At 71.6% G+C, this 26,575-nt stretch carries 21 protein-coding genes; 11 read left to right on the forward strand and 10 right to left on the reverse strand.

Annotated elements, in window-relative coordinates:
• Nucleotides 1-158: 158 nt before the first annotated feature.
• The 9 genes from AAC134_RS06990 to AAC134_RS07030 all read right to left on the reverse strand — a co-directional run bounded on the left by AAC134_RS06990 (nt 159) and on the right by AAC134_RS07030 (nt 12,959).
• Nucleotides 159-887, reverse strand: coding sequence for a helix-turn-helix domain-containing protein (locus tag AAC134_RS06990; RefSeq protein WP_339948348.1), 729 nt, complete (start codon nt 885-887; stop codon nt 159-161).
• Between the two features lie 122 nt (nt 888-1,009).
• Nucleotides 1,010-2,629, reverse strand: coding sequence for an AMP-binding protein (locus tag AAC134_RS06995; protein ID WP_339948349.1), 1,620 nt, complete (start codon nt 2,627-2,629; stop codon nt 1,010-1,012).
• A 3-nt stretch (nt 2,630-2,632) separates the two neighbouring features.
• Nucleotides 2,633-3,676, reverse strand: a complete 1,044-nt coding sequence (locus tag AAC134_RS07000) for an ABC transporter ATP-binding protein (RefSeq protein ID WP_339948350.1) — start codon at nt 3,674-3,676, stop codon at nt 2,633-2,635.
• Nucleotides 3,669-4,688, reverse strand: coding sequence for an ABC transporter ATP-binding protein (locus AAC134_RS07005; protein ID WP_339948351.1), 1,020 nt, complete (start codon nt 4,686-4,688; stop codon nt 3,669-3,671). Before AAC134_RS07005 ends, AAC134_RS07000 begins: the two co-directional genes overlap by 8 nt.
• Nucleotides 4,685-5,584, reverse strand: a complete 900-nt coding sequence (locus tag AAC134_RS07010; RefSeq protein ID WP_339948352.1) for an ABC transporter permease — start codon at nt 5,582-5,584, stop codon at nt 4,685-4,687. The genes AAC134_RS07005 and AAC134_RS07010 overlap by 4 nt, the downstream gene beginning before the upstream one ends.
• Nucleotides 5,574-6,494: an ABC transporter permease gene (locus AAC134_RS07015; protein WP_339948353.1), complete on the reverse strand. Its 921-nt coding sequence runs from the start codon at nt 6,492-6,494 to the stop codon at nt 5,574-5,576. Before AAC134_RS07015 ends, AAC134_RS07010 begins: the two co-directional genes overlap by 11 nt.
• A gap of 12 nt (nt 6,495-6,506) precedes the next feature.
• On the reverse strand, nt 6,507-9,821 hold the full coding sequence (locus AAC134_RS07020; protein WP_339948354.1) for a carboxyl transferase domain-containing protein: 3,315 nt from the start codon (nt 9,819-9,821) through the stop codon (nt 6,507-6,509).
• Between the two features lie 187 nt (nt 9,822-10,008).
• The gene (locus AAC134_RS07025; protein ID WP_339948355.1) at nt 10,009-11,589 is read right to left on the reverse strand and encodes an ABC transporter substrate-binding protein; all 1,581 of its coding nucleotides are present in this window, start codon (nt 11,587-11,589) and stop codon (nt 10,009-10,011) included.
• 389 nt (nt 11,590-11,978) lie between these two features.
• Nucleotides 11,979-12,959: a quinone oxidoreductase gene (locus tag AAC134_RS07030; RefSeq protein WP_339948356.1), complete on the reverse strand. Its 981-nt coding sequence runs from the start codon at nt 12,957-12,959 to the stop codon at nt 11,979-11,981.
• A 581-nt stretch (nt 12,960-13,540) separates the two neighbouring features.
• Between AAC134_RS07030 and AAC134_RS07035 the strand changes: the two genes are divergently transcribed.
• The 11 genes from AAC134_RS07035 to AAC134_RS07085 all read left to right on the forward strand — a co-directional run bounded on the left by AAC134_RS07035 (nt 13,541) and on the right by AAC134_RS07085 (nt 25,177).
• Nucleotides 13,541-14,683, forward strand: a complete 1,143-nt coding sequence (locus tag AAC134_RS07035) for a C4-dicarboxylate TRAP transporter substrate-binding protein (RefSeq protein ID WP_339948357.1) — start codon at nt 13,541-13,543, stop codon at nt 14,681-14,683.
• Between the two features lie 28 nt (nt 14,684-14,711).
• Nucleotides 14,712-15,221: a TRAP transporter small permease subunit gene (locus tag AAC134_RS07040; RefSeq protein WP_339948358.1), complete on the forward strand. Its 510-nt coding sequence runs from the start codon at nt 14,712-14,714 to the stop codon at nt 15,219-15,221.
• Nucleotides 15,221-16,528, forward strand: a complete 1,308-nt coding sequence (locus AAC134_RS07045; RefSeq protein ID WP_339948359.1) for a TRAP transporter large permease subunit — start codon at nt 15,221-15,223, stop codon at nt 16,526-16,528. Before AAC134_RS07040 ends, AAC134_RS07045 begins: the two co-directional genes overlap by 1 nt.
• Nucleotides 16,529-16,801: 273 nt before the next feature.
• Nucleotides 16,802-17,350 carry an alpha-hydroxy acid oxidase gene (locus tag AAC134_RS07050; protein ID WP_339948360.1) on the forward strand — a complete coding sequence of 183 codons (549 nt, stop codon included), beginning with the start codon at nt 16,802-16,804 and terminating at the stop codon, nt 17,348-17,350.
• A 1-nt stretch (nt 17,351) separates the two neighbouring features.
• The gene (locus AAC134_RS07055) at nt 17,352-19,010 is read left to right on the forward strand and encodes a thiamine pyrophosphate-binding protein (RefSeq protein ID WP_339948361.1); all 1,659 of its coding nucleotides are present in this window, start codon (nt 17,352-17,354) and stop codon (nt 19,008-19,010) included.
• A 44-nt stretch (nt 19,011-19,054) separates the two neighbouring features.
• Complete coding sequence (locus AAC134_RS07060) at nt 19,055-20,134, forward strand: mandelate racemase/muconate lactonizing enzyme family protein (protein ID WP_339948362.1); 1,080 nt, start codon at nt 19,055-19,057, stop codon at nt 20,132-20,134.
• 10 nt (nt 20,135-20,144) lie between these two features.
• Nucleotides 20,145-20,663, forward strand: a complete 519-nt coding sequence (locus AAC134_RS07065; RefSeq protein ID WP_339948363.1) for a TRAP transporter small permease subunit — start codon at nt 20,145-20,147, stop codon at nt 20,661-20,663.
• Nucleotides 20,660-21,946, forward strand: coding sequence for a TRAP transporter large permease (locus tag AAC134_RS07070; protein ID WP_339948364.1), 1,287 nt, complete (start codon nt 20,660-20,662; stop codon nt 21,944-21,946). The genes AAC134_RS07065 and AAC134_RS07070 overlap by 4 nt, the downstream gene beginning before the upstream one ends.
• Before the next feature lie 45 nt (nt 21,947-21,991).
• Nucleotides 21,992-22,990, forward strand: coding sequence for a TRAP transporter substrate-binding protein (locus AAC134_RS07075; RefSeq protein ID WP_339948365.1), 999 nt, complete (start codon nt 21,992-21,994; stop codon nt 22,988-22,990).
• A gap of 75 nt (nt 22,991-23,065) precedes the next feature.
• Entirely contained in the window at nt 23,066-23,929 is an 864-nt protein-coding gene (locus AAC134_RS07080) for an IclR family transcriptional regulator C-terminal domain-containing protein (protein ID WP_339948366.1), read from the forward strand.
• A gap of 996 nt (nt 23,930-24,925) precedes the next feature.
• Complete coding sequence (locus AAC134_RS07085; protein ID WP_339948367.1) at nt 24,926-25,177, forward strand: hypothetical protein; 252 nt, start codon at nt 24,926-24,928, stop codon at nt 25,175-25,177.
• 468 nt (nt 25,178-25,645) lie between these two features.
• On the opposite strand, the gene AAC134_RS07090 is transcribed toward AAC134_RS07085, so the two are convergent.
• Nucleotides 25,646-26,548, reverse strand: a complete 903-nt coding sequence (locus AAC134_RS07090) for a LysR family transcriptional regulator (RefSeq protein ID WP_339948368.1) — start codon at nt 26,546-26,548, stop codon at nt 25,646-25,648.
• Between the last annotated feature and the right edge of the window lie 27 nt (nt 26,549-26,575).

A 26,575-nucleotide genomic window follows, 5' to 3' on the forward strand; every position in this document is an offset into this window, starting at 1 on the left:
TCGGCCCGAAGACCGGCCGGCCTTGAGCTTCCGGTCGGGAGGCGTCGGTCGGGAGCCTTCGCGCCGGTCCCGATCAGACCCGATGGGCCCCCCGCCCCCTCTGCGGGGCCATGACGATCCGCTGGCAGCCCGGCCGCCGCGGCGCCGATTTCGCGGGGTCAGCGCACCATGGAGATGGCGGCGACGGCGGCGCTGTCGGCAGGGTCGGCGGGCGTCGGCGCGGGCGCATGCTCCAGCAGGCGGAGGGTCTCGGGCGAGGCGGGGGCGGTCATGATGCCCTCGACCGTGTCGATCAGGTTCGACTTGGCGGCGGGATGCCCCCACAGCGTCTCGCCCTCGATCCCGCCCTTCGCGAAGCGCGCCGCCTCGCGGGAGACGGCTGCGGCGAAGAGATGGGAGATCACCAGCATCAGGCGCTGGCGCACGATCACCGGGGGAAGGTGGCCGGCGAAGCGGCCGATATGGGCCATGCAGCGCCGGGTGCCCTGGTCGGAGCCGTCGCGCAGGGCCTCGAACAGCAGATCGCGTCGGTTGATCATCACCGAGTGCAGGAACCGCAGGCCATGGTCGTCCTGCGCCCGGCTGGCCGCATCGAGCGTGTCGTCGTCGACCATCACCTCGATCACCTCGCGCAGCGAGCCGGGGCCGCCGCGCGCCTCGATCTCGTCCATGCGCTCCACGCGGCGGGCGTCGCCCACGCGCATCACGTCGCGCGCGATCTCCTTGATCAGCTCCTCTCGCGAGCGGAAGTGGTAGTTCACCGCGCCCGAGCTCTTCTGACCCGAGGCCGTGGCGATGTCGCGGATCGAGACCGCGTCCAGCCCGCGCATCGCAAAGAGCCGCCGTGCGGCCGACTTGATCCGATCTCGCGTGGTGTCGGTGGCCATGGCCGGACGCCTCCTGGGTCTGACGAGGGTGGAGAAGTCTACCGAGGGGGCGCCCGGGCCGCGAGCCTGACTTCAGGTCGCAGGCCCCCCGTCGTCCGACAGGCCCGCCCGCGGTCCGGGGCTCAGGCGCCCAGGGTTTCCCGTTTGACCTCGATGCCCGCGGCCTCCCGATCCCAGACGCCCTCCACGACGCCCTCGCGGCGCAGCTCTGCCTTCTGGACCTTCAGGGTGGGGGTCTTGGGCAGCGCCGCCATCACCCGGAAGTAGCGGGGAACCATGTAGTGAGGCATCCGCTTGCGGGCGTAGTCCAGCAGGGCCGCAGGATCGATCTCGGCGCCGGGCGCGGGCACCACCGCGACCAGCACGTCGTCTTCCCCATGCTCCGAGGTCACGGCCACCGCGGCGCACTCGGCCACGTCCGCGTGGGACTGGATCTCGATCTCCACCTCGAACGAGGAGATGTTCTCCCCCCGGCGGCGGATCGAGTCCTTCACCCGGTCGACGTAGAAATAGTTGCCCGCCGCGTCCCGGCGCAACGCGTCGCCGGTGTGGAACCAGCCGTTGCGCCAGGCCGCGGCGGTGGCCTCGGGGTTCTTGTGATAGCCCGAGCACAGCACCCAGGGATCGTCGGCGCGCAGCAGCAGCTCGCCGACCGCGCCCACCGGCAGTTCGTCGTCGTGCTCGTCCACGATCCGCGCCTCGATCCCCGGCCGGGGCCGTCCGCAGGTTCCCGGCACGTCGGGATTGATCGCGGTGATGATCGGGGTCGAGGTCTCCGACATGTTGAAGACCGAGTAGTAGTCGAGGCCGACGCGCCGGCACAGCGCCTCGGATTCCGCGTTCGAGGGCGCAAGCAGCGCCAGGCGCAGGGGCGTGCTGGCCTCGTCCTCGTCGCGGGGACGCTTGGCGAGGAAGGTCGCCACCGTGCCCATCATCACCATGAAGGTCGCGCCCAGGGCGCGGACGTCGGCCCAGAAGGTCTCGGTCCGGAACCGCTCGAGCACCGCGATCGAGCCGCCGGTCTGCATCGCCCAGCCGATGTTCGACATGCCGGTCACGTGGAACAGGGGCGTGTGGATCAGGCCGCGGTCCTCGGCCGTGGTCGAAGGATACGAATGCGCCGCGCAGGCGCCGAACTGCACATAGGAGGACAGCACCGCCTTCGAGGGCCCGGTGGTGCCCGAGGTGAACAGGATCGCCTGCGTGTCCCAGGGCTGGATCGGCCGCTCGAGCGGGGGCGCCTCGGTCGACGAGCCGGCCTCGAGGACCGAGATCGGGTGCATGGCGATGCCGGGCCTCGGGGCCGGCGTCTCGCCAGCCTGGGTGAGGATGACCTCGAGCCCGGCGGGATCCACCTCGCTCAGGCGCGCGGCGAGCTGGGCGTGCGCGATCATCACCCTGGCGTCCGAGAGACGCAGCACATGCTCGAGCAGGCCGCCCTTGTAGGCGGTGTTCATCGGCACGAAGACCGCGCCGAGGTGGTTGATCGCGGTCCACAGCCGGATCATCTCCGGCCCGTTCTCCATCCAGACCAGCACGTGATCGCCCTGGCGCACGCCGAGCCCGCGCAGGGCGTTGGCCGCGGCGAGGGTCCTGGCGAGCAGGTCGGCCCAGCTCCAGTCGGGCGCGTCGCCGGCGAAGACGGCGAAGGGCGCGTCCGGGCGCTCGGCGGCGTGACGCTCGAGCAGGCTGCGGAACACGACGCTTTCAGGGGCGGGGATGCGGGAGGCGCGGTCGGTCATGGCTCACCTCGACTCTGGGTTCGGGGGGTCGGCGAAGGCGGCGGGGTTGCGGCCGGCGGGCGACGGGCCGGCAAGCGGGTCGCGATCCGGCAGCCGGCCGGCGAAGTGGCACAGCGCCCGCCCGCCGCCGGGCAGCGCGGCGTCCGGCGGCGCCTGCGCCGCGCAGATCGGCTCGGCATGCGGGCAGCGCGGGTGGAAGCGGCAGCCCGACGGCGGACGGGCGGCGGAGCCGATCTCCCCGAAGTCGACGGTCTCGGGGATCGTGTAGCCCGGCTCGGCCCGCGGCGCGGCCGCGAGCAGCGTGCGCGTGTAGGGGTGGGCCGGCGCGCCGAAGACCCGCGCGCAGTCGCCCTGCTCGACCAGCCGGCCGAGGTAGATGACCGCCACCCGGTCGGCGAAATGCTCCACCAGAGCAAGATCATGGGCGATCAGCAGGTAGCCCAGCCCGAACTCCGCCTGGATGTCCATCAGCAGGTTCACGATCTGCGCGCGGATCGAGACGTCGAGCGCCGAGGTCGGCTCGTCCAGCACCATCATCTGCGGGCGCAGCGCCAGCGCGCGGGCGATGGCGATGCGCTGGCGCTGGCCGCCGGAGAATTCGTGCGCATAGAGCCCGGCGGCCTCGGCCGGCAGGCCGACCACGTCGAGCGTCTCCTCGACCCGCCGGCGCAGGTCGGCGCCGCTCAGGGCGCGATGGGCGCGCAGCGGTTCGGCGACGATGTCCCGGACCCGCATCCGGGGATTGAGCGAGGAATAGGGGTCCTGGAACACGGCCGTGACCTCGCGCCGGAAGGCGCGGCGCTCGGTCCGGGTCATGGCGCCCAGGCTGCGGCCGCGCCAGCGGACCTCGCCGCTGCTCGGCGGCTCTAGTCCCAGCGCCAGGTTCGCCGCGGTGGTCTTGCCCGAGCCGCTCTCGCCGACGAGCGCCACGGTCTCGCCGGGCGCGACCGAGAGGTCGATCCCGTCCAGCGCGCGCACCTCGCCGCCCCGGCGCAGCAGGCCGCCGCCCAGGGGGAAGCGCTTGCAGACCTCGCGCAGCTCAAGCATCGGCGTCCTCCGCCTGCGTCGTCGCGTCGGCCAGCCAGCATTCGACCGTCCGCTCGCGCCCCAGGCGCAGGGGCTCGGGCCTGCGCCGGCGGCAGATCTCCATGGCGTGCGGGCAGCGCGGGGCGAAGCGGCAGCCCTCCATGGCCTGCAGGGCGCTCGGCGGCTGGCCGGGGATCGCCCGCAGCCGCTCGCGCCGGGCGCCCATCCGGGGCGCGGCCTCGATCAGGGCGCGGGTATAGGGATGCTCCGGCCGCGCGAGGATGTCGTCGGTGGGCCCTGTCTCGACGATGCGGCCGCCGTACATCACCGCGATGCGGTGGCACAGGCCCGCCGCGACGCCCAGGTCGTGGGTGATCAGCATGATGCCCACGCCGGTCTCGCGCTGCAGCCGCTTGAGCAGCGACATCACCTGCAGCTGGATGGTCACGTCGAGCGCGGTGGTCGGCTCGTCGGCGATCAGCAGCCGCGGCTCGCAGCCCAGCGCCATCGCCGCCACCGCCCGCTGGCGCATGCCGCCGGAGAACTGGTGAGGATACTCGTCCAGCCGCTCCCGCGCCGAGGGGATGGCGACCCGCTCCAGCAGGCCGACCGCCCGCTCGCGCGCCTCGGCCCGGGATCCGACCAGCCCGTGGTGGCGCAGGGGGCCCGCGACCTGGTCGCCGACGCTCCACACCGGGTTCAGCGACATCATCGGGTCCTGGGCGATCAGGGCGATGCGCCGGCCGCGGATCCGCCTCTGCAGCTCCCGCTCCGAGAGCGTCAGCAGGTCCTCGCCGTCCAGCCACGCCCGGCCCGTCACCGAGGCCGGCACGCGGTTGGGCAGCAGGCCGAGAAGGGCCGAGCCGGTCATCGACTTGCCCGAGCCGCTCTCGCCCACGATGCCCAGCGTCTCCCCTTCGCGGATGGTCAGCGAGACGCCGTCGACGGGACGGACGTCGCCGCGGCGCAGGTGCAGCGCGACGGCGAGGTTCTCGACTTCAAGCAGGGGGCGGGGGGACTGGGCGTCGGTCATGCCTGCCTCATGCGCGGGTCGAACAGGTCGCGGAGCCAGTCGCCCGTCATGTTGGAGGCGAGGCAGGTCAAGAGGATCGCCACGCCGGGAAGGGTGATCGTCCACCAGGCGTGCTGGATGTACTGGCGCGCGTCGGCCAGCATCAGGCCCCAGGAGACGTCCGGCTGCTGCACGCCGAGACCGAGGAAGCTCAGCGAAGCCTCGAACAGGATCACCTGCCCGACCTGAAGCGAGGCGAGCACCAGCAGGGTGTTGAGGATGTTGGGCGCCAGGTGCCGGCGGAAGATCGCGCCGGTCGAGACCCCCGCCACGCGCGCAAAACGGACGTAGTCGCGCGCCTTCAGCGACAGGATCTCGCCGCGCACGATGCGCGCGTACCAGGTCCAGTAGGTCAGCACGATGACGATGACGACCGTCTGCGGCCCCGGCCCCAGCGCCGCGGCCAGGATCAGGCCCAGCGCGATCGGGGGGATCGACATCTGGATCTCCACCAGCCGCATGATCGCCGCGTCGGCAAACCCGCCGAAGTAGCCCGAGACCATGCCCACCAGCCCCCCGATGCCGCCCGACAGAAGAATGGCGTAGAGCGAGATCACCAGGCTGATCCGCGCCCCCGCGATCAGGCGCGAGAGGATGTCGCGCCCCAGGTTGTCGGTTCCCAGGACGTGGCTCCAGCTTCCGCCCTCGATCCAGATCGGCGGGACGAAGGTGGCCGAAAGGTTGATGCCGTTGGGATCGTGCGGAGAGACCGCGGGCCCGCCCACGGCCGCCACGATCATGCCGAGGAGGATCGCCAGCGAGATCCAGGGCACGCCCCGGAACCGCCTCAGCCGGCGCAGGCCCCGGCCTTGGCGGCGCCCCGTCAGGGTCGGCAGGGCGGAGACGTCAGCGGCCATCCCGGATCCTCGGGTCGATCAGGCCGTAGCTGAGGTCCACGGCCAGGTTGGAGAGGACGAAGATCACCGCGCTCAGCAGCACGCCGGCCTGCACGACGGGGAAGTCGCGCGAGAACACCGCCTCGACCACCGTTCGCCCGACCCCGGGCCAGGCGAAGATCACCTCCACCACGAAGGCGCCGCCGATCATGCCGGCGAAGTAGACGCCCATCAGGGTGGCGAGCGGAGCGGCGGCGTTGCGCAGCGCGTATTTCCAGATCAGCAGCCGCGGCGGCACGCCCATGGCGCGCCCGACGCGGATGTACTCGCTGTCGAGCACGTCGAGCATCGCCGAGCGGACCACCCGCATCTGCGCCGCCGCCGGGTACCAGCCCAGCGCGATCGCCGGCAGGATCAGGTTGCTGGGCGAGCCGTAGCCCACCGCAGGCAGCCAGCCCAGGCGGATCGAGAACAAGAGGATCAGCAGCAGGCCGATCCAGAAATGCGGCATCGCCTGGCCCAGCACCGCTATGGCGCGCCCGACCCGGTCGATCCAGCCGCCGCGATGCACCGCCGAGAGCACGCCCACCGGCACCGCGATCGCCAGCGACACCCCCAGCGCCGCAGCCGCCAGCAGCAGCGTCGCGGGCGCCCGGTCCAGGATCAGCTGCGCGGCCGGCATCTCCCAGCGGTAGGACTGGCCGAAGTCGCCCTGCAGCGCGTCGCCCAGGAACACCAGGTACTGCCGCCACAGCGGCAGATCGAGCCCGAGCCGCGCGCGCAGGTTGGCGATCATCTCGGGCGTCGCGTCGATCGGCGTCATCTGCAGGACCGGATCGCCCGACAGGCGAGAGATCACGAAGATGATCACGCTCGCGCCCAGGATGCTGATCGCGCTCTGCGCCACGCGCGAGAGCAGGAAGCGGGTCATCGCGCCTCTCTCCTACCAGGTGTCCACGTTGGGGCGTTTCTTGCCGGCCCGCGGCAACGGCGGGCGGCAGGACTTCAGGCCGCGCATCAGCCAGCCGCGGGTCTCGGCCGGGTCGATCACCTCGTCGATCTCGAAATACTCGGCCATCGAGATCGCCTTGCCCTTGTCGTACATCTCGGCGACCAGGCGCTGATATTCGGCCTCGCGCGCGTCGGGCGCCTCGATGGCGGCGAGCTCGCGGGCGTAGGCGAGCTGCACGAACCCCTCCAGGCCCATGCCCCCGAACTCTCCCGTCGGCCAGGACACCAGGAAGTTCGGCGCGTGGAACCCGCCCCCCGCAGAACCGAGCGCGCCGAGCCCGTAGCCCTTGCGCAGCACCACGGTGAACACCGGCACCGAGAGGTTGGCCGCCTGCACGAACAGGCGCGAGACATGACGCACCTGGGCGGTCTTCTCGGATTCGACCCCCACCATGAAGCCGGGCGTGTCGCAGAGCATCACGATGGGCAGGTCGAAGGCGTCGCACAGCTGCATGAACCGGGCGCTCTTGTCGGCGGCGTCGGCGTCGACGGCCCCGCCCAGGTGCTTGGGGTTGTTGGCGATCAGGCCCATCGGTCGGCCCTCGATCCGCACCAGCGCGGTGACGCAGCCCACGCCGAAGTCGCGGCGCAGCTCCAGCACCGAGTCGTCGTCGCACAGCAGGTCGATCACCTCGCGCACCTCGTAGACCCGCAGGCGGTTCTCGGGGATCGCGCGGCGCAGGTGGCGCTGGTCGGCGCAGGACCACCCGGCCACCGGTCCCTGGAAATAGGACAGATACCGCCGCGCCGCTTCCATCGCCGCGTCCTCGTCTTCCACGAGGATGTCGATGACGCCGTTCTTCGTCTGCACGTCGGAGGGGCCGATCTCGGTCGGGGCGACCTTGCCCAGCCCCCCGCCCTCGATCATCGAGGGGCCGCCCATGCCGATGTTGGAGTCCCTCGTCGCGATGATCACGTCGCACATGCCCAGCAGCGCCACGTTGCCCGCGAAGCAGAAGCGGTTGGCGACGCCCACCACGGGCACCAGACCCGAGAGGCGGGCGAAATACCAGAAGGTCATCAGCTCCAGCCCCGCCGGGCCGATGAACTCGCTGTCTCCGGGCCGTCCGCCGCCGCCTTCGGCCAGCAGCACCAGCGGCGTCTGCATCCGCTCGACCAGCTTCAGCATCCGGTCGGTCTTCTTGTGGCCCATGATCCCCTGGGTGCCGGCGAAGACCGTCCAGTCGTAGGAGATCACCGCGGCGCGGGCGCCGGTCTCGTCGAACCTGTCGCCGTTGATCTCGCCGAGCCCCATGATCAGCCCATCGGCGGGCGACATGTCGAGCAGCTCCTCGTAGGAGCGGCGCGCCCGCTGCGGGGCCAGCACGAACGAGCCGTATTCGTGGAAGCTCCCGGGGTCGAGCAGACGCTCGATGTTCTCGCGCGCCGTGCGCAGCCCCAGCGCGTGCCGGCGGGCGACCTGACGGGGGCGGCCCGCGTCGGACATCCGGCGGCGGCGTTCGAACACCGCCGCAAGGTCGGGACGCACGAAGTCGAGATCGACCGCCTCCTCCGCCGCGGCGACCGCCTCGAGGTCATCCCTCGGCTCGATCAGGGCGAGGATCTCGCCGGCCTGCACCGTCTCTCCGGGGGCGGGACCCAGGGCCGCGACCAGTCCGGCCCGGTCGGCGGTGATCACGTGCTGCATCTTCAGCGCCTCGAGGATCGCCACCGCCTGGCCGGCGGCGACGGCATCGCCCTCGGCGGCGGGATACTCGACCACGGTGGCGAGCATCGGCGCGGCGACCGAGGCGGTTCCCCGCCGCGGCTGCAGGCCGGGGGCGGCGGGCGCGGCGACGGCCTCGGGCGCCTCGGCCTCGGCCTGCGCGGCGAAGGCGGCGGCGGCCCGGACCAGCTCGGCCCCATGGGCGTCGACGAAACGGGTGGAGACGCGGTTTTCGGCCACCTCCGGCCGCTCCAGCAGGGCGCGCAGGAACGGCAGGTTGGTCTCCGCCCCCGCCACCCGGAAGCGGGCGAGCGCGCGCTTCGCCCGGCCGACCGCCCGGGCGTAGTCGGGGGCGGGCGAATGCACCACAACCTTGGCCAGCAGGCTGTCGAACGCGGCCCCGATGCGGTAGCCGGCATAGCCGTAGGCGTCGACCCGGACGCCCGGCCCGGACGGAGGCTCGAAGACGCTCAGCGCGCCGCCGGCGGCAAGCGCGGCGCCGGTCTCGTCCATGCGCTCTGCGTTGACGCGAAGCTGGATGGCGTGGCCGCGCGGGGCGGGGACCTCGGCCTGGCCCAGGCCCATCGCCGACAGCCGCTCCCCGGCCGCCACCCGGATCTGGAGCGCGACGAGGTCGAGGCCGGTCACCGCCTCGGTCACCGTGTGCTCCACCTGCAGGCGCGGGTTGGCCTCGATGAACACGAAGCCGGGACCGCCCTCGGGCGCCTGCGGCTCGACGAGGAATTCGAACGTGCCCAGGCTGTCGTAGTCCGCCGCGCGCGCCATGCGCAGCGCCGCGTCCAGCAGGGCCTCGCGCAGGGGGGGGTCGAGATTCGGCGCCGGCGCGATCTCGACCAGCTTCTGGTGGCGGCGCTGCAGCGTGCACTCGCGCTCCCAGGCGTGGATCACGCTCTGGCCGTCGCCGATCACCTGAACCTCGATGTGGCGGGCCTCGCGGATCAGGCGTTCGGCGTAAAGGGCGCCGGCGCCGAAGGCGGCTTGCGCCTCGGCGGCGCAGCGGGCGAAGGCGGCGTCGAGATCGTCGTCGGGCCCGACCACGCGCATGCCGCGCCCGCCGCCCCCGGCCACGGCCTTGAGGATCATCGCCTCGCCCTCAGGCAGCCCCTCGCGGAAGGCGCGGGCGCGCGCGAGGTCGAAGCCCCCCGAGCAGGGCGCGGCCTCGGCGCCGCCGGCCACCGGGACGCCCAGCTCGACCGCGAGCGTCCGGGCGCGCAGCTTGTCGCCGAACAGGTCCAGCGCCTCGGGGCGCGGACCGATGAAGACCAGACCAGCCTCGGCGCAGCGGCGCGCGAAGGCGGCGTTCTCCGACAGGAACCCGTAGCCCGGATGCACCGCGTCGCAGCCGCCCTCGATCGCCGCGGCGACCACCGCCTCGATGTCGAGATAGGCGCCCGCCCCCCGACCGGGCAGCGCCGCGGCGGCGTCCGCGCGGCGGACGTGAAGGCTGTCGGCGTCGTCCGTCGAGTGGACCGCAAGCGTCGCGACGCCCAGGTCGGCGGCCGCCTCGGCGATGCGGATGGCGATCTCGCCGCGGTTGGCGATGAGGATGCGTGAGAACATGCGGCAGGCGATCCAGCTTCGTCTTGGGAGGGAGGGGCGCAAGGGGGAAGGGGCGCAAGAGGGGGAGGGACGACGGCGGGGCGGCCTCGCCCCTCCCCATCGGGTCGCCCGTCCGGTCGCCGCGCCGACCCAGGGAGGGCGGAGGCGCGACGGAGCGGTCCGGCGGGCGGGCCCGAATTCGCAGGACCTACTTGACCGAGACTTCCTGGAAGGTCCGCCAGAAGCCGGGGTGCGGCCAGCCGGTCCAGTCGATCCGGTCGGAATGCCAGGCCATGGTCACCAGCGGCTTGTAGGTGGTCACGCCGCCCAGCACCTTCTCGTGCTTGATGCGCGCGATCTCCTGGAGGATCTCGTCCCGCTTCGCCGGATCCAGTTCGCGCCGCTGCCGGGCGAGCAGCTCGTCGATCTCGGGCTCGTTGGCGTGGGAGTGGAAGCCGTAGCCCTTGCCGGGCTGGAAGCTGTGCAGGTGCCCCGACCAGGGAAACCCGGGGTCCGGCGGCATGTAATGGGCGTACATCATCGAGACGATGCCATCCATCTTCTCCTGCCCCTCGCCCTGGCGGCGCACGACCTGGATCCAGGCCGAGTATTCCAGGCCGATCTGCTTGCAGCGGATGCCGATGGTGGAGAGGTAGGCGAAGAACGCCTCGCCCATCTCCTTCACGTTCGGCTCGCGCGGGGAGATCAGGTTGTAGCAGTTGGTCTCGAAGCCGTTGGGATAGCCGGCTTCGGCCAGCAGCCGCTTGGCCTTGGCGGGGTCGTAGTCGAAGGGCGTCAGGTCCTCGGACCAGCCGGGCTCGTTCTGCGAGACCTCGGTGTAGCGCTCGCCCTGGCCGAACAGCACGCTCTCGATGATCGCGTCGATGTCGGCGCCGTGGGCCACGGCCTGGCGGACGCGTTCGTCCTGGAAGGGCGAGCCCTCGATGTTGGCGGCCATGTCGAAGAACAGGTTGTTGCCGGTCGGGAAGGTGCCGGTCTCGACCCCTTCCATCTGCTCGAACTCCTCGATCATCGACAGGGGGACGGCATCCATCCAGTCCACCTGACCGGAGCGGAAGGCCGCCACGCGCGAGATGTCCTCGGGCAGGATCTTCAGTTCCAGGCGGTCGGCGTCGGGGCGGTGGTCCTGGTTCCAGTAGCCGTCCCAGGCCTCGAACACCGCGCCCTCCTTCGGGGTGCGGGAGACGAACTTCCACGGACCGGTTCCGACCGGCTTCTGCGCGAAGCCCTCGGCGCCGACCTCCTCGAAATAGGCCTTGGGCATGGCCCACAGTTCGAGGTTGTTGATGATGTAGGTGACGTCGGGCTCGGAGAAATGGAGCTCGAAGGTCAGCTCGTCCCTGATCTCGAAGGACTCGATCTTGGCCTGCAGGTGCGACCAGTGCGACTGGTCGGGGTCGCGCAGCCGCTCCCAGGAGAACTTCATGTCTTCCGCGGTCAGCGGGTCGCCGTTGTGGAAGGTCACGTCCGGGCGAAGGCGCACCGTGATGATCGGGCGGCCGTCGTTCTCGTCGACATCGTAGGACTCGGCCAGCCAGGGCATCCGCTCGCTCCCGTCGGGCGAGGGGCGGAGCAGCTGCTCGAACATCTGGGCGATGTAGTACATGTCCACGCCCTGGGCGTACTTCACCGGGTCCATGTTGGTGGGCTCGGCGCCGAGCGCGGCGGTGATCGTGCGGTCCTGGGCGAGGGCGGGTCCGACGGGCGGCGCAAACCACACGGCTGCGCAGACCGCCGCGGCGCCTAGCAGGCGCGGGCTTCTGGTCATCGAATTCTCCTCCCGGTGCGCGGCGCTTGTTTTCGCGCCGTCAAGCCGAGCGTAGTTCGATTCGAACATTGCTTCAAGCATTGCTCTTTGGCGCCGTCACGCGCTGACGTTCCAACGGGTCGATGGCTTCGGAGCGACAGAACCCCCGACGGGGGGATCTCGAAGGACGCCCGCCGGACCTCCGCCGCGTCGATGATTTCCGATATCCTTCAGTCGCTTGCGCACCGGCCGTCTGCAGCTCGGGTTCGGAACCGAGCCACACCGATCCCGTCCGCGCCGTCGCCGCCACCATCCGCCGGCTCACCCGAGGTCTCGCAGGACGGGGGCTCGCAGACTTCCCAGCCAGGTTCGGGGTCGGCGAGCAGGCCAGGCCGGACGCATCCCTCCCTTCAGGAGGGATCGGCGATCAGGATAACCGAGCCCGACGTGGCGCCGGACTCGAGCGCGCGATGGGCCTCCGCCGCCTGCTCGAAGGGAAACACGGCCTCCATCCGGATCCGGACCGCGCCGGAGGCGATGCGGGCGAAGAGGCTCTCGGCCATCGCGGCGCGGACCGAGGGGTCGTCGATGTAGTCGCCCAGCATGGGTCGCGTCAGCGTCAGGGAGCCTCGCGCGCCCAGGTCCTGGATCGCGATCGGGGGGATCGGTCCGGACGCCTGACCGTAGCTGACGAAGTGTCCCCGCCGCGCAAGGGAGTCGAGCGATCGGGCAAAGCTCGCCCGGCCCACGGCGTCGTAGACGACCGAGACCATCGCCCCGCCGGTGACCGCCGCCACCTCGCCCGCGATGTCGGCCTCGCGCCCGACGATCACGTGGGCGCAGCCGCCGGCGCGCGCCAGGGCGGCCTTCTCGGGCGAGGAGACGACGCCGATCACCACGGCGCCGAGCGACGCGGCCCATTGGGTCAGGATCGCCCCGACCCCGCCGGCCGCGGCATGGACCAGGATCGTCTCGCCGCTCCGCACCGTGTGCACGGCGTGCAGGAGCATGTGAGCGGTCAGTCCGCGCAGCGTCGCCGCGGCCGCGGTGCGGTCGTCGATGACCTCGGGCAGGCGGATCAGGCGGCGCGCTTCGATCAGGCGCGCCTCGACATAGGCGCCGGACACCGAGGCGTAGCTGGCCCGGTCGCCGGGCGCCCAACCCTCGACCCCCTCGCCCACCGCCTCGACCACGCCGGCCGCCTCCCGCCCCGGAATGCACGGCAGCGGCGCGGGGTAGAGACCTGAGCGGGAGTAGACGTCGGTGAAGTTCACGCCGATCGCGGTCTGGCGCAGGCGAACCTCGCCCGGCCCGGGATCGCCGATCTCGATCGGCTCGATCCGCAGCACCTCGGGCCCGCCGGTTGCGTGGAATCGTATCGCCCTGGTCATTTGCGGCCCCTTTGGCAACCAGCGTGCCCGATAATGCAATAAAGTTTTCATTGTTTAAAACGCCAATGTTGGCAACCTGTCGACAAGCAAGATTCGGACGGCGCCGCGAATGGGGCCGCCAGGGGAGGACGGATGCGGAGACGCGAAGCGCCGATGCGCCGGGGGCGCCGGTGACGGCTGGCGGCCGGAAAGGCCGGACCGAGGGCGAGGCGACCGGCGGACCCGGCGTCTGCGTCGTCGCCCGCGGGCCCGGCGCCTCGAGCGCCTTTCGCGGCGCGCACACCGCTTGGCAGGGCTCGTCTTGGCAAGGCTCGTCCCCGATGTCCTCGACCCCGATGACCCGGCGCCATCGCGCGCCGTCCGGAGCCGATCGAGGCGGCCGCCCTCCTTCCGGTCTGCCGGGCGTACCGCCGCCAGATGCCGTTTCCGGCCGGGCACGCCCGCTGCGCCGGCGATCCGGGCCTGGGCGCCGCGCCGGGGACCGCGCGGGCGCAGCCGACGGACCGGGCGTCGCTCCGACCGGCCGAGCCAGCCGCAGGCCGAGCCAGGACATCGACAAGACCGACATCGGGAGGAAGACCATGACCCAACCCACCGCTCTGGCGCCGGCCGCGGCCGCCGCGCTTCTCGCCTGCGCGACCCTTGCGGCCGCCCCCGCCGCCGCGCAGACCACCATCCGCGCCTCGACCTGGCACCCGCCCGCGCATCCGGGAGTCGTCGGAGGGTTCGAGCGCTTCATGGATCACGTGAAGCAGGCGTCGGGCGGCGACCTCGACTTCCAGTTCTGGTCCGGCGGGTCGCTGCTGGGGGCCCGGGACACCCTGCCCGGCGTCGAGAACGGGATCGTCGACGTGGGCGTGCTGGCCCTGACCTACTTTCCGGCCGAGTTCCCCCACTTCCAGCTGATCGCCGACATGGCGATGCTCTCGGACAAGCCCCCGGCGATCGCCGCGGCGGTGGCCGAGCTGATGATGCTCGACTGCGCCCCCTGCCGCGCCGACTTCGAGGACAAGGGCCTGGTCTTCACCTCGACCTACTCCACCACCCCCTACACGCTGATCTCCAAGCAGCGGCTGGCCTCGCCCGAGGACCTCAAGGGCAAGAGCTACCGCTCCGCCGGCGCCCTGTGGGACCGCTGGGTGGAGAGCGTGGGCGGAACCTCGGTCAACGTGTCGGCCGCCGAGATGTTCGAGTCGCTGGACCGCGGCGGCGTGGACGTGGCGGTGTTCTCGCCCGCCGCGCTGAAGGCCTATTCGCTGTGGGATGTGGCAAGCTACGACGTGATGCTGCCGCTGGGCGTCTACGCGGCGATGTCGCTGTTCACCTTCAACCAGGGCTTCTGGTCCGACCTCGACGACGACCAGCGCAAGGTGGTGCTGGAAGGCGCCGCCTTCGGAACCATGGGCGTCACCTACGCCTACATGCGCAATGACGAGGAGGCGCTGGCCGCCGCCGCCGAGCACGGCGTCGAGATCGTCGAGCCGACGCCGGAGCTGACCTCGCAGCTCGCCGCCTTCGTCGAGTCGGACCTCGAGAGCCTTGCCCGGATCGCCCGCGACCGGCACGGCGTCGCCGATCCCGAGCCCATCATCGCCCGCTACCGCGAGTTGCTGGAGAAGTGGGAGGCGATCTACGAGGAGACCGGCGGCGACCAGGACGCGATGACCGCGGCGCTGCAGCGCGAAGTCTACGACAAGGTCGACCTCGCGAGCTACGGCCAGTGAGCGGCCGGGCGAGGACGGGAGACACCCGATGCTGAGGGCGATCCGGCTCCTCGCCCGCGCGTTCGCCCTGGGCGGCGCGCTGGGCCTGGCGGCGATGATGCTCCACGTCAACGCGGACGTCCTCGGCAAGGCCCTGTTCGGCACGCCGGCGCCGGCGACGCTGGAGATGGTGTCCTATTACTACATGGCCGCGGTCGCGATGCTCCCGCTCGCGGCCATGGAGCGCAAGAGCGGGCTGGTCCATGTCGATCTGCTCTACCAGCACCTGCCGGGCGGGGTCCGACGGGGGCTGCTGGTCGCGACGCTGGCGCTGTCGGCGCTGTATTGCGCGGGGATCTCCTGGGCCGCGTGGGAGCCGGCAGTCAAGGCCTGGCGGGTCGGCGCCTATACCGGGACCACAGTGACGGTCGCCACCTGGCCGACGCGATTCCTGCCGGTGCTGGGCTTCGCGCTGATCGCGCTGATGCTGCTCGCGCAGGCGGCGGCGGTGATGCTGGGCCGGGCCGATCTTCAGGCCGAAGTCGGGCGGGGCGAGTGATGGACGGCGTCGCCATCGGCCTGATCGGCCTGGGCGCGACCGTCGTCCTGCTGGCGCTGCGCCTGCCGATCGGGGTGGCGCTCGGCGGCGTCGCCTTCCTCGGGATCTGGGCTTTCGCCGGGCCGCGAGCGGCCTGGGGCATGCTCTCCCAGGTGCCCTACGAGTTCACCGCCCACTGGACGCTGAGCTCGATCCCGATGTTCCTGCTGATGGGCTATGTCAGCTATCACGCGCGGATCACCGAAAGCCTGTTCAGCGCCGCGCAACTGTGGCTCGGGCGCCTGCCGGGCGGCCTGGGGATCGCCACGGTGGCGGGAGCGGCGGGCTTCTCGGCCGTGACGGGGTCGAGCCTCGCGGCCGCCGCCGCCATGGGCCGGATCGCGGTGCCCGAGATGGCCCGCAACGGCTACCGGCCGGGCTTCGCCGCCGGGATCGTGGCGGCGGCCGGGACCATCGGTTCGATGATCCCGCCCTCGATCATCATGATCCTCTACGGCATCTTCGCCGAGGTCTCGATCGGCAAGCTGTTCATCGCGGGGATCTTCCCCGGGCTGCTGACCGCGCTGATCTACTCGCTCGCGATCCTGATCCGGGTGCTGACCCGGCCCGAGATCGCGCCGCGCACGACCGGGACGGTCCCGATGTCCGCCAAGCTGCGGGCGCTGGGCGACGCCTGGCCGTTCCTGCTGCTGGTGCTGGGCGTGTTCGGAGGTCTGTTCTCGGGCGCCTTCACGCCGACCGAGGCGGGGGCGGTGGGCGCGCTGCTGTCGATCGTGATCGCGGCGGCGAAGGGCGCCCTGACCCGCAAGGTGCTGGGCGATGCGGTGACCGAAACGCTCCACGGCGCCGCCTCGATCTTCTTCATCGCGGTGGGGGCGGCGCTGCTGACGCGGTTCCTGGCCTTCACCGGCGTGCCGACGTTCTTCTCGGACATGATCGTGGCGGCGGAGCTCGATCAGCTGCAGCTGATGCTGGCGATCGCGCTGCTCTATATCTTCCTGGGCATGTTCCTGGATCCGATGGGCTGCCTGCTGCTGACGCTGCCGATCCTGTTGCCGATCCTCGAGGCGCGCGACGCCGACCTGATCTGGTTCGGCATCCTGCTGGTGAAGTTCCTCGAGATCGGGCTGATCACGCCGCCGGTGGGCCTCAACGTCTACGTCATCAAGGAGATCATGGGCGATCAGACCACGGTCGGGCGCATATTCCAGGGCGTGTCGTGGTTCATCGTCGCCGACATCCTGCTGGTCACGGCGATGATCGTGCTGCCGGGGATCGTAACCTACCTGCCGCGCTTCATCGAGTAGCGCCCCCCCGCGAGGGGACAGACACGCGGCCGCGACGCGCCGCAGACCAGGGAAGGAAACCTCGAATGGCGCGACGCGTCGCCATCGCCGACTACGAGAAAGCCGCCCGCCGGCGCCTGCCCGCCGCCGTATGGGAGTTCGTCTCCGGCGGGGCGGAGGACGACGTCTCGCGCGAGCGGAACCGCGAGGCCTTCGCCCGCGGCGCCTTCCGCCCGCGGATCCTGCGCGACGTCTCGGGCCGGGACGCCTCGATCGAGCTGTTCGGCCATCGCTATGCGGGCCCCATCGGGCTCGCGCCGACGGGGTTCAACGCCCTCGTGCGCCGCCGCTGCGACGCGCTGCTGGCCGAGGCTTTCGCCGCCGCCAACCAGCCGCAGATCGTCTCGGGCGTCTCGAGCGTGCCCATCGAGGAACTGGCGCGGACGAACCCGAACGCCTGGCGCCAGGGCTATTTCCCGGGCGACGCCGAGCGCATCTCACGGGGGGCGGCAGCTCGACTACGCGCCCGCCTCGCTGGATGCGCTGCCGGGCGTGGTCGCGGCGGTCGGGGATCGGCTGACGGTGATGATGGACGGCGGCGTGCGGCGCCGCAGCCATGTGCTGATGGCGCTGGCGCTCGGCGCGCGGGCGGTCTTCGCGGGCCGGCCGTTCCTCTATGCCGCCGCCGTCGCCGGCGGACCGGGCGTGACGCGGATGCTGGAGCTGTTCGCCCGGGAGATCCTCATCGACTTCGCCCTGCTCGGCTGCCCCGACGCCGCCGCCCTCGGCCCGCAGCATATCTGCTTCGCTTCCCCCTTTCCCTGCCCCCGACGGGAGACATGACATGACCGACTACACCGTCGCCGACCTGGTGGCCGAGTTCCTCGACGCCCTGAGCGTGCGCACCGCCTTCGGCGTGATCTCCGTCCACAACATCCCGATGATGGACGCGATCGCCAACCGCAACGCGATCCGCATGATCCCCACCCGCGGCGAGCCCGGCGCGATCCACATGGCCGACGGGCTGGCGCGCGCCTCGGGCGGGATCGGGGTGATGTTCTCCTCCACCGGGCCGGGGGCGGCCAACGCGGTGGGGGGGCTGATCGAGGCCCGCTTCGCCTCGACCCCGCTGCTGCACATCACCGGCCAGACCCGCACCGCGCATCTCGGACGCGGCATGGGCACGACCCATGACGTGGACGACCAGCTCGGGATGCTGAAAAGCTCGGGCAAGAACGCGTATCGCGTGCCCTCGGCGGCCGAGGCGCTGGGCGCCCTGGTCCGCGCGGCGCGCGAGGCGATGACGCCCCCCTGCGGCCCGGTCAGCGTCGAGATCCCCATCGACATCCAGCGGGCGCCGCTGGCGCGGCCGGCCGCGCTCGACACGCTCAGCCTGATCCCGCCGATCCCCGACGGCCCCACGCCCGAGTCGCTGTCCCTGCTGGTCGAACTCGCCCGCTCCGCCCGCCGCCCGATGCTGTGGCTGGGCGCGGGCGCGGCCGGCGCGGGCCCGGCGGCGCGGCGTCTGCTGGACCTGGGGTTCTGCATGGTCACCAGCTGGAACGGCCGCGGCACGGTCGAGGAGACCCACCCCCGCACCCTCGGCGGCCTCAACGGCGCCGGCGTGCCGGTGATCGAGGAGTTCTACGCCGCCTGCGACCTGATGATCGTCGCCGGCTCCCGCCTGCGCGGGCAGGAGACGGCGGACTTCGCCCTGAAGCTGCCCGAGCGGCGCGTGCAGATCGACATCGACCCCCGCGCAGACGGCCGCACCTATTCCAACGAGCTGTTCGTGGAGGGGGACGCGGGCGCGACGCTGGCCGCGCTCGCCGACGCGCTGGAGGCGGCGGACTGGCGCCCGGACCCCGCCTTCGGCGACGACTTCGATACGATGAAGGCCCGCGCCCGGCGCGCCTTCGCCGCGACCCTGGGGCCCTACGCCGACTTTGCCGACCAGCTTCGCGCCGCGATGCCGCCCGACGCGATCTTCGCGCGCGACGTGACCATCAACCACTCCACCTGGGGCAACCGGCTGATGCCGGTCCTCGATCCCACGACCTCGATCTACCCGGTCGGCGCGGGCATCGGACAGGGCTTCAGCCTGGCCGTGGGCGCGGCGCTGGCCGACGGGCGCAAGACCGTGTGCATGACCGGCGACGGCGGCTTCTTCCTCAACCTCGGAGAGCTGTGGACCGCGGTGCAGGAGCGCGCGGACATGGTGATCCTGGTGATGAACGACGCGGGCTACGGCGTGATCCGCCACATCCAGGACGCCACCGGCGCCGGCCGCCGCTACGAGAGCTTCGCCGCGCCCCCGCTCGAGGGGGTCGCCGCGCTGGCCGGGATCCCCTTCCGCCGCGTCTCCGATCCGGCCCGCTTCGGCGAGGCCGTGGCCGAGGCGCTTTCCCGCGAAGGGCCGAGCATGGTCGAGGTCGACATGACCGTGATCGGCGCCCACCCCGCCTATTTCCCCTACGGCCCCAAGGCCGAAGCGGTCGACTGAACCCCGAGCCCGCCGCCAGAGCGGGCCGCAACGGGAGGACCCCCATGCGCATCACCCAGATCGAAACCGCCCGAGTGGACCTGCCGCTGGCCGAGCCCCTGCTGACCTCGATGCACCGCATCGCCTCGGTCTCCTGCCTGCTGGTCACGCTGAAGACCGACGAGGGCGTCTCGGGCGAGGGCTACGCCTTCTGCTTCGGGCGCGAGCGCCTTCTGGTGCTCGACGCCATGATCGAGGCGCTCAAGCCCTCGGTCATCGGCCGCGACCCGTTCCAGGTCGAGGCGATCTGGACCGACATGTTCCGCTCGATGAACTTCTTCGGCCAGGCGGGCGTCGCCATCATCGCCATGACCCCGATCGACGTCGCCTGCTGGGACCTCGTCGGCAAGGCGACCGGCCAGCCCCTGCACCGCCTGTTCGGCGGAGCGCGGGAGCGCGTGCCCCTCTACGCCTCCGGCGGGATGTGGCTGTCGGCGGGCCCGCAGGAGCTGGCCGAGGAGGCCCGCGGCTTCCTCGACCAGGGCTTCAAGGCGATGAAGCTGCGGCTGGGCAACCTGCCGGTCGCCAAGAACATCGCGCGCGTCGAGGCGGTGCGCGACGCCATCGGCCCCGACATCGCGCTGATGGCCGACGCCAACCAGGGCCTGAGCGTGCCCGACGCGATCCGCCTGGGTCGGGAGCTGGAAAGGTTCAACCTGGTCTGGTTCGAGGAGCCGGTCCCCACCTGGAACCACCACGGCCATGCCGAGATCGCCCGCGCGCTCGACACCGCGCTGGCCTCGGGCGAGACCGAATACGTTCGCCACGGCATCCAGAACATGCTCGAGCGTCGGGCCGCCGACATCCTGATGCCCGACCTGCAGCGGATGGGCGGCTACACCGAATTCCGCAACGTGATCGGCCAGATGGCGGCCTTCGACGTGCCGTTCTCGCCCCATATCTTCACCGAGCATTCGCTGCATCTGGCCATGCCCGGCTGTCTCTATGTCGAGCACATGCCCTGGTTCGCCGCGCTGTTCCACGAGACGATGGAGCTCGACGCCGAGGGCATGACCGCGATCCCCGACCGGCCGGGCGTGGGCTTCACCTTCGATCACGACGCGCTCGACGCGCATCGGTTCTGAGGAGGGGCGGATGACAGGCGATCCCCAGGACCCCGCCGCGGCGCAGACGCCGCGCGATCCCGTCTCGCGCTTTGTCGAGCGGCTGTTCCTGCATCTGGCCGCCGCCTGCCTCGCGGCCCTCTTCGTGGTGATGCTGGGAGGCGCGGTGCTGCGCTACCTGCCGGTGCAGACCTCGATCGAACACTGGGCGCCGGGGCTGGCGAACCTGTTGCAGGTCTGGCTGGTGCTGTTCGGCACGGTCGCTGCGGCGGCCTCGCGCAGCCACCTGCGCATCGGCTTTCTGGTCGACCGCCTGCCGAGGCGGACGCGCCGCGGCGTCGAGGTCGTCGTCTGGATCGTGCGCGCGGCGACGCTGGCGCTGATCCTTCAGGCCTCGTTCCGCGTGGTCGAGGCCAACTTCTCCGCCTCCATCGGCGGGGTCGGCTTCACCAAGGGCGACATCTACGTGGTCCTGCCCGTGGCGCTGACCGTGATGATCCTGCTGGAGGCCGTCCGCGCCGCGCTCCGTCTGCGGGAGGCGGCGCGATGAGCCTGATCGGCGTCGGCTTCCTCGTGTTCATGGGCCTGACCCTGGTCGGGCTGGAGATCTGGCTGGTGATGGGCGCCACCGCCCTGCTGGTGGTGCTCGTCGAGTTCGGACGCCCCGAGATGATGGCGGTGGCGCCGCAGACCATGCTCGACGGCGTTTCGGGGCTGGAGCTGGCGGGCATCCCGCTGTTCATCCTCGCCGGAGAGCTGATGAACCGCGGCGGCATCACCGAACGGCTGCTGCAGCTCGCCCAGGCGATCATCGGCGGGATCCGCGGCGGGCTCGCCATGGTGGGCGTGCTGGTCAACATGCTGATGGCCGGGGTCTCCGGCTCGGCGGTGGCCGACAGCTCGGCCACCGCCTCGGTGCTGCTGCCCACGATGCGGCGCGACGGCTACGATCCCGACTACTCCGCGGCGCTGATCGGGGCGGCGGCGACGATCGGCCCGATCATTCCGCCCTCGATCCCGTTCATCGTCTTCGGCGCGCTGACCCAGGTCTCGGTCGCCAAGCTGTTCCTCGCCGGCGTCGCCCCCGGCGCGCTGATGGGGGCGAGCCTGCTGGCGGTGGCCTGGTGGATCGCCCGTCGGGCGGGACATCCGGTCTCGCCCTTCCCCGGTCTCGCCCATGCGCCGCGGTTGCTCGCGCAGGCCGTCGTGCCGCTGTTCATGCCGGTCTTCGTGATCGCGGGCGTGGTGATCGGCTTCGCCACGGTGACCGAGATCGCGGCGCTGGCCGTGGCCTACGCGCTGGCGGTCGGCCTTGCGGTCTACCGCAGCATCCGCCTGCGGGACCTGCCAGAGATCCTGGGCGCGGCGGCGAAGATGTCGGCGATCATCATGATCACGCTCGCCACCGCCGCGGCCTTCTCCTGGGCGATGACGGTGCTGCAGATCGGTCCGCAGCTCGCGGCCCTGATCACCGCGCTCGACGCCGGTCCGGTGGCGGTGCTGCTGATGATCAACGTCCTGCTGCTGCTGGTGGGCTGCATCTTCGAGCCGCTGCCGGCGATGGTGATCTTCGTGCCGATCCTGATGCCGATCATCGGACCGCTGGGCATCGACCCGGTGCATTTCGGGCTGATCGTGGTGCTCAACCTGATGATCGGGCTGCTGTCGCCGCCGGTGGGGCTGAACCTCTACATTACCGCGTCGATCGCCGGCCGGCCCGTCGAGGCGGTGATCCGCAAGGTCCTCCCGTTCTTCGCAGCCCTCGTCGCGGTGCTGCTGCTCTGCACGCTGTGGCCCGGCTTCGTGCTGTTCCTTCCCGACCTGGTCCGCTGACGGACCCAAAGCCAAGAAACCCCACCCCAATCCGGAGGAAATCCCATGCTCAGATTCCTGTTCGCCGCGGGCGCTCTCGCGGCCGCCGCCACCTCGTCGCAAGGCGCGGAGCTTCGCTTCGGGCACGTCTTCGCCGCGGACTCGCTCGAGAACACGGCCGTGCGGCAACTGGCCGAGGCCGTGGCCGAGCGCACCGGGGGCGAGGTCGCCGTCACGGTGTTCCCCGCCGGCCAGCTCGGCGACGTCGGCGCGACGTTCTCGGCGATGACGCTGGGCACGGTGGACATGACCATGGTCGACATCTCGCTGCTGGGCTACCAGAAGGGGCATGAGGAATTCTTCGTGGGCCAGGTCCCGTTCCTGTTCAAATCCCAGGACTGGGCCCGAAAGGTCTACAATTCCGAGCTGTTCCAGCCTTTCTACGACCGCCTGCGCGAGGAGAAGGGCATCCGCGTCGTGGCCGTCGCCGGCGACCGCGAGCCGCGCTCGTTCAACACCAAGACCGGCCCGATCTTCGAGCCCGCCGACGCCGAGGGGATCAAGATCCGGGTGCTGCCCAACCCGGTCTCGATCGCCAGCTTCGAGGCCTGGGGCATGCGCCCGACCCCGATCAATTTCAACGAGCTCTATCTCGCGCTGCGCCAGGACGTGGTCGAGGGGCAGGACAACGGCCTCGACGTGACCGTGCCGATGAACTTCCATGAGGTGACCAGCTACTACGCGTATTCGAACCACGTCTACTCGCTCTACGGCTGGTACATCTCCGACATGACCTGGCAGACGCTGTCGCCCGAAGCCCAGACGATCGTCGAGGAGGAGGTAGCGAAGGCGGGCGAGCTGATCTCCCGCCTCGGCGCCGCGCGGGCGGCGCGCGACGAGCGCACGATGCTCGAGGCCGGACTGAAGGTCACGGTGCCCAACCGCCCGGCGTTCGAGGCGCTGGCCGCCGATGTCTACAAGACGTTCGAGGGCGACCTGTGGCGCGAGGGGCTGGTCGAGGAGATCCGCGCCATGCAGGAAGAGACCGACCCCGCGCTTGAGTGACCCCGCGCGGCGCGGGGGCGGAGGCCGCCGCTTCCGCGCCCCCCGCGAAAGCCCTCTGCCAGACGAGGAGACCCGATGAGCAGCACCCGGACCGACGCCCCCGACCCCGACGCCGCCCGGGGGTCCCCTCGCACGGCGCGGGGGACGTCCCGCGCCTCCGGCGCGCCGGCCGGGACGCTCGCGCGCGGCATGGCGGTGCTCGACTTCCTGCTCGCAGCGACCCAGCCGATGACGCTCGCCGAGATCGCCGACGGCCTCGGCCTGGATCATTCAAGCGCCCTGCGGCTGCTGCGCGCGCTCGAGGAGCTTGGCCGCGTGATCCGCCTGCCGGACGGGCGCAAATACGCCTGCTCCCCTCAGGCGCTGCGTCCCTTGAGTCTTCTTCACCCGATCGAGCAGCTTCGCCGGGACGCGGCGCCGCTGATCTCCGCGCTCGCCGCGCAGATCCGGCAGAGCGTGGTCCTGGTGGTGTTCTTCGGGCAGGAGCGTTGCGTGGTGGACGTCGCGCTCTCGCCGGGATCGCTCAGCCCCTACTATTCGACCTGGCTGCACGGGCCGCTGCATGGCTCCGGCCCCGGCAAGTGCCTGCTGATGTCGCTCGACGAGCCGCGCCGCCGCGCGCTGCTGGGCCCCGAGCCCTACCGGGCGCACACGCCGACGACCCTGACCAGCTGGGACGACGTCTCGGCCGACCTCGCCGCAGCGACCGAGCGTGGCTACGCGATCGTCCGCGACGAGTTCTACGACGGCCTGAGCGCGGTGGCGGCGCCGTTCTCGGGCTGGAGCGGCCGTCCCCTCGGCTGCATCGCAGCGACAGGTCACAGCCGCAATCTGACCGACGAGGCGATCGCCTCGACCGGCCCCGAAGTCGCCCGCGTCGCCCGCCTGATCCCTTTGCAGGCCGCCTCTCTCCGCCTCCTCGAACCTTTCGCGCCCTGACGTTTCGGTTGTCGCCCTCACGCGATGGCGACGCTCGGATCGATCGCTTGCGTCGTGTCGATGGCGCGGCGGACCTGGCGGCGCTGCAGGCTCCCGACGGTCGCCCTGGCCCCCCGCCTGCGTCGCGGGTCGACAAGGCCCTCTGCGTCGCGGGCACGCCGAAGCCGCCGCCGAACCGGCGCCCCGGAAGCCCCGCGCCGGATTGCCCGCGCGGCTCGGTCAGGCCGCTGCGGAGGCTCCCGCGGACAACGTCGGGCCTGCGTTCGGGCTGCAAGGGCCTCTCGCCAGCATGCGTGGCCATCGATCCCGAACAGCCAGATCGCTCGGCGGGGGGCGAGGCGGCGCTGGACCCGGAACTGGCTGCAAGACGCGACGCAGGCGCAGAGGCGGCTCGACGCCTGCCGCATGCTCGCGGCCGCCGGGCATCAGGCGCGACCTCCCTCGGCCCGAGCCGGGAGGCCGGGCCACGGCCGGCTCGCGAAAGGTCTGATCGTTGCGCTCGGGCGCGTCGCCGAGCAGCCGAACGGCGGGACGGCGACAGGCGAGTCACCTCCCCCGCAGGCGGAGATCGAGGTGGACGCGGGACCACGAACCCTCGGGCGTGGCGCGACCTCTCACCTGGCGGCAAGACCATCGCATTCCAGACGCTCCGCGGCCGAGATCAGCCCGGTCTTGACGTGTCGCGGGGCCGGCTCGGCGTGCCACCTTCAGCCACCGGGGCGCGGTCGCGCTGGCTGACGGGGAGATCCTCTGCGCGCCCGGCGACCAGTCCAGGGTTCACGGATTTCGGCCCCCGCAAAAGGAGACCGTCAGGCTGCTGGTCGAGCTCGAGTTGCGCGACGAGGACGGCGCCCTGCTCGACACGATGACCCGCGAGGTCGAGATCACGCTGGGCCTGAACCACCACCACGGCTCGACCTACGTCGAACTGACCGACGCCGGCGTGCAGAGCCGCGACGAGGCCTTCGCCACGACGAAGGGGGGGGCGGCACGCTGGTGGGGATCGACGACGAGGCGGAGAACGCTTTCGTCGCCGGGATCTTCGCGCCGACGCATGATCGGCCGATCTGGATCGGCGCCGACGACCTGGCCGAGGCGGGCGTGTTCGTGGACCTGACCGGCAACGTGCTGGCCGGCGGCGACACGAACTGGGCGCCGGGCGAGCCGAACGACTGGGGCGGGGACGAGCCCTATGTGACGACGGGGACCGACGGCCCCTGGAACGACGCCGCCCCGAACACGGGCTGAATCACCCGCACCGTGCTAGTGATTGACGTCGCGACCCAGGACCGCCCCGTGCCGGGCGGAAGCGCGGACGGGGACCAGGCCGGCACGCGGTTCGGCGACTGGATCTTCGGCACGCACGGCGTGAACGCGATCCTGGGCAAGGGCGGCGACGACGTGCTGCGCGGCGAGGGCGGCGACGATACCCTGCTGGGGCGGCCCCCGTTCGCCGAGGACCCGCATCCCGGACCCCTCGCCGCTCCCGCCGGGGGGGGCCCGCGCCGCCCTGCAAGCCTCGCGCTCCGGACAGGCGGCGCCCGGCCCTGCCTTGGCCCCCGAACACCATGCCGGCCGTTGGCGCGGCGCGCTTGAAGCCGGCGGCGTTCCCCCCTCGTCTCGCCTCAGGCCCGTCGTCGCCGGGAGACGATGTGCGGCTCCGATCCCGGGCTGACGGAAGCCGCTCTCGGCCGTCCCTAGCGTTAGCGGAGGGCGTCACGGCTCGAGCGTCTTCGCCGTGTCTGCGACGACGGACCGGAGCCAACGATGGGCGGCGTCCTGTCGATGCCGGACATGCCAGGCCATCTCGACCGGGAACCGCCCGAGATCGACCGGCGGCTCCACGATCCTGAGGCGCGGGTCGCGTTCGAGCGCGCGGCAGATCCGGCGCGGCAGCGTGGCGCAATGATCGGTGACGGCGATCATCTCGGGCACGGCGAGAAAATGCGTCACCGATATCGCCACCTCGCGCCGCAGCCCCTGCCGGTCCAGCGCCTGAAACAGGCCGGCGCGCAAGCGGCCGGGCGGCAGGACGTTGACGTGCTTCAGACGCTCGTAGGTCGCGCGGTCGAGCGCGTCGCCGACGTCGGGGTGGTCGGCGCGCACCACGCAGGCCAGACCCTCGTCCATCAGATGCTGCACGACGACGGTGTCGGGCGGATCGACCACCCGGCCCAGCGCCAGCGCGGTCGCCCCCGACATCACGCCCGCCTCGGTCAGGTCGTCGCCGAAGGGCGCCAGCCGCAGGCGCACCCCCGGCGCCTCGGTCCGCAATCGGGCGACGAGCCGCGGCATGAGGACGAACTCGACGTAGCTGTTGGCCGCGATGGCGAACAGGCGCTCCGTCTCCGCGGGACGGAAGTCCTGCTGCATCCGCACCAGGTCGTCGAACTGCTCCAGCGCCGCGGCGACGGTCGGGAAGATGCTCTGCGCGAATTCGGTCGGGGCGACGCCATAGCGCTCCCGCACGAACAGCGGATCGCGGAACGTCTCGCGCAGGCGGTTCAGCGTGTTCGACAGCGCAGGCTGGGTGACGCCAAGCCGCTCGGCCGCGCGCGTCACGCTGCGCTCCTCCATCAGCGCCATGAAGGCCGGGAACAGGTTCAGATCGTATTTCACAAGATATCATCGCGCCTGATGATCTTT

This window comes from uncultured Albimonas sp. (assembly GCF_963977235.1).
In the GTDB taxonomy this organism is placed as follows: domain Bacteria; phylum Pseudomonadota; class Alphaproteobacteria; order Rhodobacterales; family Rhodobacteraceae; genus Albimonas.